Source organism: Microbacterium sp. C448 (genome assembly GCF_000582705.2).
Lineage (GTDB): Bacteria > Actinomycetota > Actinomycetes > Actinomycetales > Microbacteriaceae > Microbacterium > Microbacterium lacus_A.
Genome location: NZ_HG779590.1, coordinates 1 through 14,518, shown reverse-complemented (window position 1 = coordinate 14,518; position 14,518 = coordinate 1). Strand labels below are relative to the sequence as shown.

Here is a 14,518-nt window from a genome sequence, read left to right as displayed (position 1 = left end):
CGGTGTTGCACTAGCCACCTGAAACCGCCGCGCCGAATAGAGCGGTCTGTGACAGTTCGGCGCCCCACCCCGGGCCTACGCAACTGCGGCGCGTGAGGGCTGGGTGCGACGGCCGCGGTGCGCGGTCAGGCGGCGGGCTTCGCCGATGGCGAGGACCAGCGCCGCGATCGGCAGGACGAACGGAAGCATCTGGATCGATGTGCCGAGGATGACGACGGATGCGCCGCACAGGGCCGCGATCGTCGTCCGAACGACCCGAGAGGCCCAGCGACCCACCGCGAGAATCCAGGTGACGGCACCGCCGAGGGGCAGCGCGGCGATCGTCAGGGCCCAGACGATCCGGTTGCCGTCACCGCCCCCGATGACGTTCTCCGTCGCGGCGATGAGCAATGCGATCGCGATGAGCGTCGGCGGGCCCCAGGTGTCGATCGTGCGATAGTCGTGGGATCGCAACAGCCCGATCGCCGCGCAATACGGCAGTGCGGCAAGGAATCCCGCGACGATTCCGGCACGCATCGCCTCGGTCGAATCCAGGGTGACACCGCTCCACCCGCTACCGGTGAGCGCGAAGACGATGGCGCCCACTCCCGCAACAGTCGACGCCGCTGCGCAGGCCAACACGCTCGGGCGGGCCGGGCGGGGCATCCTTGCCGCGGGCCCCGCGGAACGGGGGGCGCCTGCCGCCGTTGATTTGCGTCGCGTCAGCAGAATCACCCCGCCCAGGGTTGCCACAGCGACGAGTGCCCCGGTTGTGGGGCTCAGCAGGGTGAACGCCAGCAGGGGATAGGTGATTATGGTGCACCCGCCGCCGCCCAGCCGCGCCCACCCCGTAGGCACGGTCAGGGCCCGAAGAATTCCGCCCAGAACGACGGCACCCCACGCGGTGGCGGCAAGCCACGCGGCCGTGAAGAACCACACGAAAGCCTGAGCGAACCAGCTGCGGGTGATTCCCGCATCGCCCTCATCGAAGCCGACCGACCACGAGAGAGCGGCAAGGGTCGACAAGACGGCGGCCGGCACCGCGAGTGCGAAGGCGGCCAGCGCCTCGGGGGCGGAGAGGATCCCGCGCGTCCGGAGCGTGGCGACGATGGCGAGAAGCATGAACAGCGGCGCGGCTCCGAAACCGGGTATCAATCCGATGGGGCCCGCTCCCGCGAACAGGAGCGGTATGCCCGCGAGTCCGAAGGCAACGGCGAGGGATGCCGCGACGATAGCCGCGCGTCGATCCAGTCGAGCGCCAAGGCCTTGGACGACCGCGGCGCGCCGCATCGAGGCATCCGGAATCCGCTGCTCGCGCGCCTCGGCGTCGTCGAGCATCGTGCCCAACACAACCTCACCGTTGCGCTCTCGCCAGCGGCGCGGGTACCAGCGCAGCAGGGCGCGGAATGCGCGCTCGTCCGGAGCCGTCATGCGAACGTCGCCACGCCGACGGCGGGCGCGGGGTGCGGGGACGCGAGCGCCCGCCGCGCCGCGGATGCCCGATTTTCGAGGTCGGCGAGCTCTTCTTCGAGGCGGGTCCGTCCCGTGTCTGTGAGTGCGTAGTAGCGGCGTGCTCGCCCGTCCACGATCTCATCGCCGTCGTCAACGACGAGTCCGCGCGTCTGCAGGCGCTCGATCGTCGCGTAGAGCGTCGTGGTCTTGAGGGAGCCGGGATCGCCGGATGCCTCGTCCACATGTCGCAGGATCGCGTAGCCGTGGCGGCGCCCCTCGGTGAGGCTCGTGAGGATCCAGAAGGCGGTCGTTCCCAGTGGCGCGCTCATGCGTCGACCATATGCCCACTTCGGGAGTATGTCGAGTTGCTGAGTCGCCCGCGCCGGCGTGGCGAGCGCGCACGCGCCGAGAGCCCGAGTCCGGGCGCGCCGGGAGCCGACCTCGCAGGAGGCCGACCTAGACTTATCGGGCCATGATTCGACCCGACCTCAGCCTGCCGATTCCCGAGAATATCGGCGCCGCGCACTTCATCGGCATCGGTGGATCGGGGATGTCGGGGCTCGCCCGGATGTTCCTGGCCCGCGGCATCCGGGTCTCGGGGTCCGACCGCGCCGACAGCGACGCGCTGCGGCAGCTCGCGTTGCTCGGGGCGCGCGTGCATGTCGGGCACGACGCTGCCAATCTCGGCGACGCCGACACCGTCATCCACACCGGCGCGATCTGGCCCGAGAACCCCGAGTACGTCCTCGCGAAGGAGCGCGGGATGCCGGTCATCCATCGTTCGCAGGCGTTGCACTGGCTCATCGGTGGTCGCCGTCTCGTTTCGGTCGCCGGCGCGCACGGCAAGACAACCTCGACCGGAATGATCATCACCGCTCTGCACGAGCTGGGCGCCGATCCGAGCTTCGTCAACGGGGGAGTGATCGCGCAGCTCGGCGCCTCGAGCGGCACGGGCGTCGACGAATTGTTCGTGGTCGAGGCCGACGAGTCCGACGGCACGTTCCTGCTGTACGACACGTCCATCGCCCTCATCACGAATGTCGACCCCGATCACCTCGACCACTACGGAACGAACGACGCGTTCGATGACGCCTTCGCGCGCTTCGCCGACGCGGCCCGCGAGAGCGTCGTCATCTCGGCCGACGACCCCGGGGCGCTGCGGGTCACCTCCCGCCTCACGCATCCGAACGTCATCACCTTCGGGGAATCGGATGGTGCGGACGTGCGTGTCACCGACATCACCACCGACGGCCCGGTGTCGTTTGCGCTGACCTACCGCGGCGTGACGGAGCGGGCCCGGCTCGAGATCCCCGGTGCACACAACGCGATCAATGCCGCGGGTGTCGTCGCTGTGTTGCTCTCGCTCGGGTACGAGCTCGAGCCCGCCCTGCGCGCCGTCGAGGGGTTCGCGGGCACGATCCGCCGCTTCGAATTGCACGGTGTCACCCGCGGCGTCAGCGTCTTCGATGACTACGCGCACCACCCCACCGAGGTGGCGGCAGCCCTGGCTGCGGCGCGGACCGTTATCGGCGAGGGCCGCATCATCGCCGTGCACCAGCCGCATACATACTCCCGCACACAGCAGATGTATCGCGAGTTCGCCGAAGTGCTCGAGGAGTATGCCGACCACACGGTCGTGCTCGACGTCTATGGTGCCCGTGAGGATCCCATCCCGGGTGTCACCGGCGCCCTCGTCCGCGACGCCTTCGCGGCCCCCGATCACGTCGCGTACGTTGCGGACTGGCAAGAGGCGGCCGACTACACGGCAACGGTGGCGCGAGAGGGCGACTACGTCATCACCCTCGGCTGCGGCAACGTGTACCTGATCATTCCGCAGCTGCTCGAAGCTCTTTCGCACACGGCGCCGGCCGGCGTCACGGACTGACGGATGCGTCGGCCTCCGCCGCTTCCCGCGCCCGAGACATCCGGGGCGGCCTCGAAGCGCACATCGCGTTCGTGGGATGAGCCGCGTTCGTGGGGCGACGCGCGTTCGAGGGACGACGGAGCGACCGTTCCTGCTAGCCACGAGAGTCTGGGTGAAGACGCATCCGTCGTCCCTGCTCCATCCGAGGCGCAACCGTCGCCGAGAGGCGAGCCGGCGGTAGACGAGGCGGCGACCCCTGAACGGGGTGAAGACCAGACGGCCCCGGATGCCGCTCCCCGACGCACGGGAATCCGTGACGTCTGGCGTGCCGCACGTGCACGTCGCCGCGCGTTGCGTCGCGAGGTGCGCCGCTTCACTGTCCGCAGCCGGCGTCGTCGTCTCGTGTGGCTCGTGAGTAGCGCCGCCGTGCTGATGCTGATCGTCGGCAGCGTCGGCGCGGCCTATAGCCCGCTGTTCGCGGTCGAGCGGATCGAGGTCGTCGGCACGGCCTCGTTGCCCGCGACGACGGTCGAGGAGGCCCTGACCGGCCAGATCGGGACGCCCCTGCCGCTCGTGGATGCGAGCGCCGTCAAGGCCGCGCTGGTGGCCTTCCCCCTGGTCGAGTCGTACACGCTCGAGGCACGCCCGCCGCATGACCTGGTGGTGCGGATCGTCGAACGCACACCCATCGGGGTCATCCAGACGGATGCCGGGTGGACGCTCGTCGATGCTGCCGGCGTGGCGCTGGAGACCAGCCCGAACCCACCGGACGGTCGCCCCATCCTCGAAATCGCCGGCGGGACGACATCCGGGGCGTTCGAGTCGGCGGGACTCGTTATGCGCGCCCTCCCGGAAGCGATCGCGACCCAGGTGGCGCGCATCGCGGCGACCACGCGCGACGATGTCACTCTCACGCTCGCGAGCGGCGCCCAGGTCGTCTGGGGAGCTGTCGAAGAGACGGCGCTCAAGGCCGTGAATCTCGACCGGGCGATGGCTGCTCGGCCTGGTATGTCGGTGTACGACGTCTCGTCGCCCGCATCCGTCGTCGTCCGCTGACTCTCGCTGCTGCGAGCTTCTGCACCTGAGGTTTTCGTCCGTGTGCCGCGACACGCCGCGCGCCTGCGGGCGCCTGCGGAGCCCCGGCCTACCGTGTGAACAGAGGAAATGCATACCGGGCATTTCTTTACAGTTCTACTTGAGGTTGAAGGTTTCACCCAGGTTCGCGACACGGAGGCCGGCATGAGCCAGAACCAGAACTACCTCGCCGTTATCAAGGTCGTCGGCGTCGGCGGCGGCGGCGTCAACGCCGTCAACCGCATGATCGAGCTCGGGCTGCGCGGTGTCGAGTTCATCGCGATCAACACCGACGCGCAGGCGCTCCTCATGAGCGACGCCGATGTCAAGCTCGATGTCGGTCGCGAGATCACCCGCGGCCTCGGCGCCGGCGCCGACCCCGAGGTGGGACGCCGTGCGGCAGAGGACCACGCCGAAGAGATCGAAGAGGCCCTGCGCGGCGCCGACATGGTGTTCGTCACAGCGGGCGAGGGTGGTGGCACCGGCACCGGTGGCGCACCCGTCGTCGCCAAGATCGCGAAGTCGATCGGCGCCCTCACGATCGGTGTCGTCACGAAGCCGTTCTCGTTCGAGGGACGCCGTCGTCAGACGCAGGCCGACACGGGCGTGGCCAAGCTCAAGGAAGAGGTCGACACCCTCATCGTGGTGCCGAACGACCGCCTGCTCGAGATCAGCGATCGCGGAATCTCGATGATCGAGGCGTTCGCGACGGCAGACCAGGTGCTTCTCGCCGGTGTCCAGGGCATCACCGACCTCATCACGACTCCCGGTCTCATCAACCTCGACTTCGCCGACGTCAAGTCGGTCATGCAGGGAGCGGGATCAGCCCTCATGGGTATCGGCTCCGCCCGCGGCGCGGATCGCGCAATCAAGGCTGCCGAGCTCGCGGTCGAATCTCCGCTGCTCGAGGCCTCGATCGAGGGTGCGCACGGTGTGCTGCTCTCGATCCAAGGTGGCTCGAACCTGGGAATCTTCGAGATCAACGATGCCGCGCAGCTCGTCAAAGAGGCGGCGCACCCCGAGGCCAACATCATCTTCGGTACGGTCATCGACGACACGCTCGGCGACGAAGTGCGCGTCACGGTGATTGCGGCCGGATTCGACGGCGGAGAACCCCTGCAGCGCAGCGAGCCCGTCGTCGCTCAGCGACAGGCGCCCGCCCTGCCGGTCGCCACGGCCGACGAGGCAGCCGAGGTCAAGGCCCCCGTGCGCGAGTCGGTTTCGGTCGGCTCCGCGTCCGGCCCGATCGTTCCCGAGGCTGCGGGTTTCGACTCCGCGTTCGGTGACGACGATCTCGACATCCCGGACTTCCTGAAGTAGCGGTATCCCGCAACGGATGCCGCGGCCCGCGAGAGGTGCCGCATGACCGAAGTGGCCCCTCTCGCGGACCGACTGGCGTTGTTGGACGAACGCGTCGCAGCCGCGGCCCGGACGGCCGGACGCGACCCGGCTGAGATCACGCGGATCGTCGTGACGAAGTTCCATCCGGCGCAGCTGGTGCGCGATCTGCACGCCCTCGGCGTCCGAGACGTCGGTGAGAACCGCCAGCAAGAGATCTCCGCAAAACGTGCTGAGCTCGCGGACCTCGCGGACATGCGCTGGCACTTTGTCGGGCAGATCCAGACGAACAAGGCGCGTGCCGTGCGGGCCGCCGCATCCGTCGTTCACTCGGTGGATCGGACCAAGCTCGCCGACGCTCTCAGTGGCGCCGCGGACGCCGGGACGCCGCCGCTCGACGTGCTCGTGCAGATCAATCTGACGGCCGACGCGGGACGCGGCGGAACGAATGAGTCGGACGTCGTGGCCCTCGCCGAACACGTCGCCGGATGCGCCGGACTCCGGCTGCGCGGCGTCATGGCTGTGGCGCCGCTCGACGAGAATCCCGCCGCGGCCTTCGCACGCTTGGCCGAGCACGCCGCACGGGTCCGCGCCGTGGTGCCCGACGCATCCTGGATCAGCGCCGGGATGACGGGGGATTTCGAAGAAGCGATCGCCGTCGGCGCGACACACCTGCGGATCGGGTCCGCAATCACGGGCAACCGACCCGCCCGCGGTTAACCTCGAAACAGACGAGCCAACACGGAGGATGCGATGTCGAACCCGCTCAAGAAGACCATGGTCTACCTCGGTCTTGCCGACGAAGAAGAAGTCGTCGACGAGCCGCAGCAGCAGCACTCGCGCGTGCACGCCGTCGAGCCCAAGGGCACGGTGACGCCCCTTCGTCCGAAGGCCGTCCACCAGCCCGCAGCGGGCGGACTGACCGAGATCCTCACGGTGCACCCCAAGCAGTACCGCGACGCCCAGGTGATCGCCGAGAACTTCCGCGAGGGCATCCCCGTGATCATCAACCTCTCGCAGATGAGCGACGCCGACGCGCGCCGCCTCATCGACTTCGCGAGCGGACTGTCGCTGGGACTGTACGGACGCATCGAGCGGGTCACGAGCAAGGTCTTCCTGCTCTCGCCCGAGCACGTCGAGGTTTCGGGTGACGGCGGCATCCCGCACGCCGACCCGGACGCCGCGCCCTTCTCCGCGTCGTAGTCTGTATACGTGGAACTGCTGAGGCTCATTGCGTCGATCCTCAACGGTCTGATCCTGCTGTACGTGTTCGTGCTGCTGGGGCGACTCATTCTCGAGTACATCCCGGTCTTCAATCGCGAATGGCGTCCTCGGGGTGCCGGGCTCATCTTCGCTGAAATCGTCTACACCGTGACGGATCCTCCGATCCGGCTTTTTCGCCGATTCATCCCGCCGCTCCGTATCGGACCGGTTGCGATCGATCTCGCTTTCGCGCTCACGATCTTCCTGTGTTTCATCCTGCTGAGCGTCACACGATCCATCGCCGGCGCGGCATAAACCGGCGCTTTCGGCTGGGCTGACCGTGCCGTGACGCACCCGGCCCGCTCTCGCGACACCGAGATGGCTCAGCTATGCTGATGGCTTCGCGCCCCAGCGCAGCCACGCCGTGACCAGCAGAGATGAACAGGACGGATCCCCCATGGCTCTGACCCCCGATGACGTTGTTACCAAGCAGTTCCAGCACGTCCGGTTCAAAGAGGGTTTCGACCCCGAAGAGGTCGACGACTTCCTCGACGAGATCGTCGTCGAGTGGCGCAAGACGATCGCCGAGAACGAAGAGCTGAAGGCCAAGCTCGAGGCCTACGAGGCCGGCGAGAAGCCGGCCGCCGCAGCACCCGCTGCTGAGCCCGCGCCCGAGGTCGAGGCTCCCGTCGCGGCCGCGCCGAAGCCCGCTCCCTCGAGCGATGACGCCGGCGCAAGCACCAGCGCGGGAATCATCGAGCTCGCGCAGCGTCTGCACGACGAGCACGTCGCCGAGGGCATCGCCCAGCGCGACAAGCTGGTCGGAGAGGCTGAGGCAACCGCATCGCGCATCGTTGCCGAAGCCGAGGCCAAGCAGCGCGAAGAGGCCGCCCGCCTCGAGAAGGAGCGCACGGTACTCGAGGGTCGCATCACCGAGCTCCGTCAGTTCGAGCGTGACTATCGCGCCCAGCTGCGTAGCTACATCGAGGGTCAGCTGCGCGACCTCGAGACGTCCGGCTCGACGTCGGGCTCGACGCCCGTGTCGGCCATCGGTCTCTAGACCTTGACCGAACCGAGTCCCGCACCCGAGCAATCCGCGGGGCCGCGCAAGCCTCTCAATCGACCGGCGGCCATCGCCATCATCGCGACTCTCGCGGTGGTGGCCTTGGCCGCCGATCAGTTGAGCAAGTTCTTCGCCTTGCAGAATCTGACGCCGGGTGATCCGGTCCAGATTCTGGGCGAGTTCCTCGTCTTCGTCCTGGTCTTCAACCCGGGCGCCGCGTTCTCGCTGGGCGAGAGTGTCACGTGGGTCTTCACGATCGCGCTGGCCGCGGTCGCGATCGCGATCGTCTGGTTGATGATCACGCGGGTGCGCTCCCGGCTCTGGGCCGTGGCCCTCGGGCTGCTGCTCGGCGGCGTTCTCGGCAATCTCACCGATCGTCTGCTGCGTGACCCGGGCTTCCCGGTCGGCCATGTCGTCGACTTCATCTCCACGCCGTGGATGATGCCTGCGATCTACAACGTCGCCGACATCTTCATCGTCTGCGACATGATCGGGATCGCCCTGCTCGTCCTGCTCGGACTGCACATGGACGGCACCCGTGAACGTCGGGAAGACCGCGCCGAGACATCCCCGGACGAAAGCGTTGCTGACGGGGCCGCGGGCGATGAGTCCACGGCCGGCGGTCCCGTTTCGATCGAGGGCGTGGGCACCGACCGCGATTCCCTATTCCCGATCGCGGACCCGGATGTCGGGGCCCCACGACGACCCGACGGCGCTGTCGCGGACGGCACCGACGACCCCTCGAGGGCCTAGCGGTGCCGGCGCGGAGTCTTCCCGTGCCCGACGGTCTGGAGGGCACCCGGGTCGACGCGGCCCTGGCCAAGATGCTCGGGTTCTCGCGCACCTTCGCGGCAGAGGTTGCCGAATCCGGTGGCGTCAGTGTGGATGGTCGCGTCGTCGGAAAATCGGACCGCCTGTCGGGCGGAGCCTGGCTCGAGGTCAACTGGGAAGAACGCGAGGAACCTCGTGTGGTCCCGATGGCGGTGCCCGACTTCGGCATCGTCTACGACGACGATGACATCGTCGTGATTGACAAGCCGGCGGGTGTCGCGGCCCATCCGAGCGTCGGATGGGAAGGGCCGACGGTCCTCGGGGCATTGGCCGCGAGCGGATATACCATCGCCACGACCGGCGCCGCGGAGCGGCAGGGCATCGTGCATCGGCTCGATGTCGGCACGAGTGGGCTCATGGTCGTCGCGAAGTCCGAAGCGGCTTACACGGCGCTGAAGCGCGCTTTCAAGGAGCGTGAGGTCGAGAAGATCTATCACGCCGTCGTGCAGGGGCATCCTGATCCCTTGTCCGGCACGATCGACGCGCCGATCGGTCGGCACGCCACGCACTCGTGGAAATTCGCCGTCACGCCGGATGGCAAGGATTCGGTCACGCACTACGAGACGCTCGAGGCATTCCGTGGTGCTTCACTGCTCGAGATTCATCTCGAGACCGGGCGCACGCACCAGATCCGCGTTCACATGGCCGCGCAGAGGCATCCGTGTGTCGGCGATCCGCTTTACGGTGCGGACCCGACGATGTCGGCCCGTTTGGGGTTGACCCGCCAGTGGCTGCACGCTCGACAGCTTTCGTTCCATCACCCGGCGACCGGCGACTGGGTCACCTTCGCCTCGGATTATCCGGCCGATCTCGCCCACGCGCTCGAGGTTCTGCAGGCCGGATGAGCCGGGGTCCTGCCGAATGTCGCAGACCCGGGGCAGAATGCGGTCATGGCGATCGACGTGCGGCCCGCGACGGTGTTCGAAGATGTGCAGATCATGGTGGGCCCCAAGCGCCCCGATGCGAATGTCTGCTGGTGTCTGAGCTACCGCATCCCGTCGAAAGAGAACCTCGCGCTTCGGGGCACGGCGCGCGGCGAGCGCGTTGCCGAGCTCGTGCGCGAGGGGCCGCCCGGTGTTCTGGCGTACGACGGGGAAGAGGTCGTCGGGTGGGCGGCGATCCATCCGCGGGCGGACACCTCGTTCGCGCGGAACCGCAAGATCCCCCGTATCGACGATCAGGATGTCTGGTCGCTTTGGTGCGTGCGGGTGCGCCCCGGCCACCGGGGTCAGGGCATCGCGCACGATCTCGTCGGCGGAGCCGTGGACTACGCCCGCTCGCAGGGAGCACCCGCCGTCGAGGCGTACCCGGTCGAGAATGACGGCGAGAAGGTCGACCTGACGATGGCCTACGTGGGCACACGGGCGCTGTTCGAACGCGCAGGATTCTCCAAGGTATCCGACACCGACTCGGTGTTGAACGGGTTTCCGAGGGTCCTGATGCGTCTCGATCTGGCGTAGCCGGGTCGGTTTCGGTACGACCCGCCGACGATGTCGGAGGCGCCCCTTAGTGTGGACGAGTGGCAGCCGACTCTTTCGTTCATCTCCATGTGCACAGCGAATACTCGATGCTCGACGGGGCCGCCCGCGTCGGCCCGCTCGTGCAAGAGGCGGCACGTCAGGGCATGCCCGCGATCGCGATAACCGACCACGGCAACACCTTCGGCGCATACGAGTTCTACAAGGCCGCGAAGGATGTCGGCATCAAGCCGATCATCGGCGTGGAGGCCTACGTCACGCCGGGAACGCACCGCAGCGACCGATCCCGTGTGAAGTGGGGCAGCCCCGACCAGAACGACGACGACGTCTCGGGTTCGGGTGCCTATACGCACATGACGCTGCTCTCGCAGAGCACCGAGGGCATGCACAACCTCTTCCGGCTCTCGTCGCTCGCGAGCATCGAGGGGTACTACTTCAAGCCGCGCATGGACCGCGACATCCTCCAGAAGTACGGCAAGGGACTCATCGCGACGACCGGCTGCCCCTCCGGAGAGGTGCAGACCCGTCTGCGGCTCGGGCAGTACGACGCGGCTCGGGCGGCGGCCGCCGAGTTCCAGGACCTGTTCGGCAAAGAGAACTACTTCGCCGAGATCATGGACCACGGGCTCAGCATCGAGCGCCGTGTGATGAGCGACCTGCTGCGCATCTCGAAAGACCTCGACATCCCGCTACTGGCGACGAACGACCTGCATTACACGCACCAGCACGATGCGACATCCCACGCCGCCCTGCTGTGCGTGCAGTCCGGGTCGACGTTGGACGATCCCAAGCGCTTCAAGTTCGACGGCGACGGGTACTACGTCAAGACGCCGGCCGAGATGCGCCAGATATTCCGTGACCATCCCGAGGCCTGCGATAACACCCTGCTCGTCGCCGAGCGCTGCGAGGTCGAGTTCAACACCAGCGCGAACTACATGCCGCGCTACCCGGTGCCCGACGGCGAGACCGAACAGTCCTGGTTCGTCAAAGAGGTGGAGCGGGGACTGCAGGCGCGCTACCCGTCGGGGATCCCCGACGAGGTGCGCCGACAGGCCGAGTACGAGACCGACGTCATCGTCCAGATGGGATTCCCGGGCTACTTCCTCGTCGTCGCCGACTTCATCAACTGGGCGAAGAACAACGGGATCCGCGTCGGCCCCGGTCGTGGTTCGGGTGCCGGATCGATGGCGGCGTACGCGATGCGCATCACCGACCTCGACCCGCTCCAGCACGGACTGATCTTCGAGCGGTTCCTCAACCCCGAGCGCGTCTCGATGCCCGACTTCGACGTCGACTTCGACGACCGCCGCCGCGGCGAGGTCATCCAGTACGTGACCGAGAAGTACGGCGACGAGCGTGTCGCTCAGATCGTCACGTACGGCACGATCAAGGCCAAGCAGGCGCTCAAGGATGCTTCGCGCGTGCTGGGCTTCCCGTTCGGCATGGGGGAGCGGCTGACGAAGGCCATGCCCCCCGCGGTGATGGGCAAGGACATGCCCCTCGAGGGCATGTTCGACAAGGCGCATCCACGGTTCAAAGAGGCATCCGAGTTCCGCACCCTGATCGAGACCGATCCCGAAGCGAAGACCGTCTTCGACACCGCGGTCGGGCTCGAGAACCTGAAGCGCCAGTGGGGTGTGCACGCGGCCGGCGTCATCATGTCGAGTGAGCCGCTCAGCGACATCATCCCGATCATGAAGCGGGAGCAGGACGGCCAGATCGTCACGCAGTTCGACTACCCCGCGTGTGAGTCGCTCGGCCTGATCAAGATGGACTTCCTGGGGCTCCGCAACCTCACGATCATCGACGACGCGCTCGACAATATCGAGGCGAACCGTGGCGAGAAGCTCGTGCTCGAAGACCTGACCCTCGACGACGTGGCGTCCTATGAGCTGCTGGCGCGCGGCGACACGCTCGGCGTCTTCCAGCTCGACGGTGGGCCGATGCGGTCCCTCCTGCGTTTGATGAAGCCCGACAACTTCGAAGACATCTCGGCCGTCCTCGCGCTGTACCGTCCCGGCCCCATGGGGGTCGACTCCCACACGAACTACGCGCTTCGCAAGAACGGCCTGCAGCCGATCACGCCGATCCACCCCGAACTCGAAGAACCCCTGAGCGAGATCCTCGGTACGACCTACGGGTTGATCGTCTATCAAGAGCAGGTGATGTCGGCCGCGCAGAAGCTCGCCGGCTTCTCGCTCGGTCAGGCGGACATCCTCCGTCGCGCCATGGGCAAGAAGAAGAAATCCGAGCTCGACAAGCAGCAGGCAGACTTCTTCGAGGGCATGACGGCGAACGGATACTCGCCGGCCGCCCAGAACGCGCTCTGGAAGGTTCTCGAGTCGTTCGCCGACTACGCCTTCAACAAGGCGCACACCGCCGCATATGGGCTCATCTCCTACTGGACCGCCTACCTGAAGGCGCACTACCCCGCCGAGTACATGGCCGCCCTGCTGACGAGTGTCGGGGATTCCAAGGACAAACTCGCGGTGTATCTCAACGAGTGCCGACGAATGGGAATGAAGGTCCTCCCGCCCGACGTCAGCCAGTCGATCCGGTATTTCGCGGCCGTGGGCGATGACATCCGATTCGGTCTCGGCGCCATCCGCAACGTCGGGGCGAACGTCGTGGATGCGATCGTCGCGTGCCGCGGCGAGGAGCCGTTCACGTCGTTCCATGACTTCCTGCAGCGCGTTCCCCTCCAGGTCGCGAACAAGCGCACGATCGAATCGCTCATCAAAGCCGGCGCTTTCGACTCGACGGGTGCGACACGGCGCGCGCTGCTCGAGATCCATGAGAACGCGATCGAGCAGACCGTCGACGTCAAACGCAACGAGGCGAACGGTCAGTACGGCTTCGACTTCGACAGCCTGTTCGATGAGCCCCAGCATGGCTCGAAGACCGTGCCGCATCGGCCCGAGTGGACGAAGAAGGACAAGCTGGCTTTCGAGCGCGAAATGCTCGGGCTGTACGTGTCGGATCACCCGCTCGCGGGGCTCGAGATGCCGCTCGCCAAACACGCCTCCACGACCATCCATGATCTGCTCTCCGCCGAGGATCTCGGCGACGGTGACCAGGTCACCGTCGCAGGACTCCTGACGAGCGTGCAGCACCGCGTCGCCAAATCGAGCGGAAATCCTTATGGCATGGTGACCGTCGAGGACTTCAACGGCGAAGTGAACGTGATGTTCATGGGCAAGACGTACATCGAGTACCAGCCGCTGCTGCAGGCCGATGCGATCCTGGTCGTGCGCGGCAGGGTGTCTCGTCGCGATGACGGGCTGAACCTGCACGCCGTCTCGGCGATGGTGCCCGATCTGGGCGCCGTGGACGCCGGGGGAGCGCTCGAGCTCATCGTGCCCGAGCATCGCGCGACACACGCGGTCATCACCGATCTCGCCGTGGTGCTCGAGCGACACCGCGGCCAGACCGAGGTGCGCATGAAGCTGACCAAGGGTGACGTCGCGAAGGTTTTCGACGTGCCGCTTCCGGTCAAGGTGACCGCGGATCTCTACGGAGAATTGAAGTCTCTGCTCGGACCCGGATGCCTGGGCTGAGCGTATGTGCGCGAGGTAAGGTAGCCGGGGCGCCGACGGCGTCGCACGAGAGGGGATGGTTATGGCCGACGAGAACCTGACAGACGACGAGAGGGATCTCGGAGCTTCGCCGGTCTCGGCGACGGAGCCGGACCCGACGCCGACGGATGACGCCGACTTCGACGCGGCGACCGAGAGCGAGCCCGAAGAGGCACCTCAATACGGCGTCGGCCCGTTCACGATCCGCGAGGTTGCGATCCTCGGGCTCTGGGCTGTGGCATTCATCGTCTCGTTCTTCTCCGTTGTTCGTGCACCGTTCAGCTCCGTCTGGATGAGCGGTATCGATTGGGTGCTTACTATCGGCGCGCCGACGGTGGCTGTGTTCCTCATCACGCTGCGCCGCTTCTCGCCTGACGGGATTCGACGCGTGGGGTCGCTCGGCGTCGACCAGTTCGCATCCGTCGCCTTCTCGGTCTCGAGCGTCATCTGGCTCTCGTACATCTGGAACACGATCGCCACGGTGGTCGATGACGGCCCGTGGTACACGACGTGGGTCGTATGGGTCGAGCTGATCGTCTTCCTGGCCCTCGTTCTGCTCACCGTCTTCGCGCCGTTCATCGCGCCGTTCGACGAGGACTTCCGGGGACGCCCCGAAGCACCCGCGCATCGCAACGCCCGCGCCGTGCGTGCCGTCGTGGCC

Annotated in this window: 13 protein-coding genes and 1 pseudogene; 12 read left to right on the top strand and 2 right to left on the bottom strand. The window is 67.1% G+C overall.

Annotation, left to right across the window (positions count from 1 at the left end):
• Positions 1 to 75: 75 nt before the first annotated feature.
• The gene (locus MIC448_RS00865; RefSeq protein WP_036294622.1) at positions 76 to 1,410 is read right to left on the bottom strand and encodes a hypothetical protein; all 1,335 of its coding nucleotides are present in this window, start codon (positions 1,408 to 1,410) and stop codon (positions 76 to 78) included.
• Positions 1,407 to 1,760 (bottom strand): PadR family transcriptional regulator, encoded by a 354-nt coding sequence (locus MIC448_RS00860; RefSeq protein ID WP_036294619.1) that lies wholly within the window; start codon positions 1,758 to 1,760, stop codon positions 1,407 to 1,409. Before MIC448_RS00860 ends, MIC448_RS00865 begins: the two co-directional genes overlap by 4 nt.
• Positions 1,761 to 1,903: 143 nt before the next feature.
• Here MIC448_RS00860 and murC point away from each other — a divergent pair, with 143 nt between their 5' ends.
• The 12 genes and pseudogenes from murC to MIC448_RS00800 form a co-directional block, all read left to right on the top strand.
• Entirely contained in the window at positions 1,904 to 3,316 is a 1,413-nt protein-coding gene (gene murC / locus MIC448_RS00855; RefSeq protein ID WP_036294615.1) for a UDP-N-acetylmuramate--L-alanine ligase, read from the top strand.
• A 390-nt stretch (positions 3,317 to 3,706) separates the two neighbouring features.
• Positions 3,707 to 4,351 (top strand): FtsQ-type POTRA domain-containing protein, encoded by a 645-nt coding sequence (locus MIC448_RS16595; protein ID WP_306342055.1) that lies wholly within the window; start codon positions 3,707 to 3,709, stop codon positions 4,349 to 4,351.
• 183 nt (positions 4,352 to 4,534) lie between these two features.
• The gene (gene ftsZ, locus MIC448_RS00845) at positions 4,535 to 5,689 is read left to right on the top strand and encodes a cell division protein FtsZ (protein WP_036294609.1); all 1,155 of its coding nucleotides are present in this window, start codon (positions 4,535 to 4,537) and stop codon (positions 5,687 to 5,689) included.
• Between the two features lie 42 nt (positions 5,690 to 5,731).
• The gene (locus MIC448_RS00840; protein ID WP_036294605.1) at positions 5,732 to 6,427 is read left to right on the top strand and encodes a YggS family pyridoxal phosphate-dependent enzyme; all 696 of its coding nucleotides are present in this window, start codon (positions 5,732 to 5,734) and stop codon (positions 6,425 to 6,427) included.
• 33 nt (positions 6,428 to 6,460) lie between these two features.
• On the top strand, positions 6,461 to 6,910 hold the full coding sequence (locus MIC448_RS00835) for a cell division protein SepF (RefSeq protein ID WP_036294602.1): 450 nt from the start codon (positions 6,461 to 6,463) through the stop codon (positions 6,908 to 6,910).
• 9 nt (positions 6,911 to 6,919) lie between these two features.
• Positions 6,920 to 7,225: a YggT family protein gene (locus MIC448_RS00830; RefSeq protein WP_036294599.1), complete on the top strand. Its 306-nt coding sequence runs from the start codon at positions 6,920 to 6,922 to the stop codon at positions 7,223 to 7,225.
• Positions 7,226 to 7,367: 142 nt separating this feature from the next.
• Positions 7,368 to 7,970 carry a DivIVA domain-containing protein gene (locus MIC448_RS00825; protein ID WP_036294597.1) on the top strand — a complete coding sequence of 201 codons (603 nt, stop codon included), beginning with the start codon at positions 7,368 to 7,370 and terminating at the stop codon, positions 7,968 to 7,970.
• A 3-nt stretch (positions 7,971 to 7,973) separates the two neighbouring features.
• Entirely contained in the window at positions 7,974 to 8,726 is a 753-nt protein-coding gene (lspA, locus tag MIC448_RS00820) for a signal peptidase II (RefSeq protein WP_081766092.1), read from the top strand.
• Between the two features lie 2 nt (positions 8,727 to 8,728).
• Positions 8,729 to 9,649 (top strand): RluA family pseudouridine synthase, encoded by a 921-nt coding sequence (locus tag MIC448_RS00815; protein WP_036294594.1) that lies wholly within the window; start codon positions 8,729 to 8,731, stop codon positions 9,647 to 9,649.
• Between the two features lie 45 nt (positions 9,650 to 9,694).
• Positions 9,695 to 10,264, top strand: coding sequence for a GNAT family N-acetyltransferase (locus tag MIC448_RS00810; RefSeq protein ID WP_036294591.1), 570 nt, complete (start codon positions 9,695 to 9,697; stop codon positions 10,262 to 10,264).
• A gap of 107 nt (positions 10,265 to 10,371) precedes the next feature.
• A complete protein-coding gene (dnaE, locus tag MIC448_RS00805; RefSeq protein ID WP_051512854.1) occupies positions 10,372 to 13,839 on the top strand; it encodes a DNA polymerase III subunit alpha in 3,468 nt (1,155 codons plus the stop codon).
• A 61-nt stretch (positions 13,840 to 13,900) separates the two neighbouring features.
• A pseudogene (locus MIC448_RS00800) lies at positions 13,901 to 14,518 on the top strand (hypothetical protein); the annotation flags it as partial.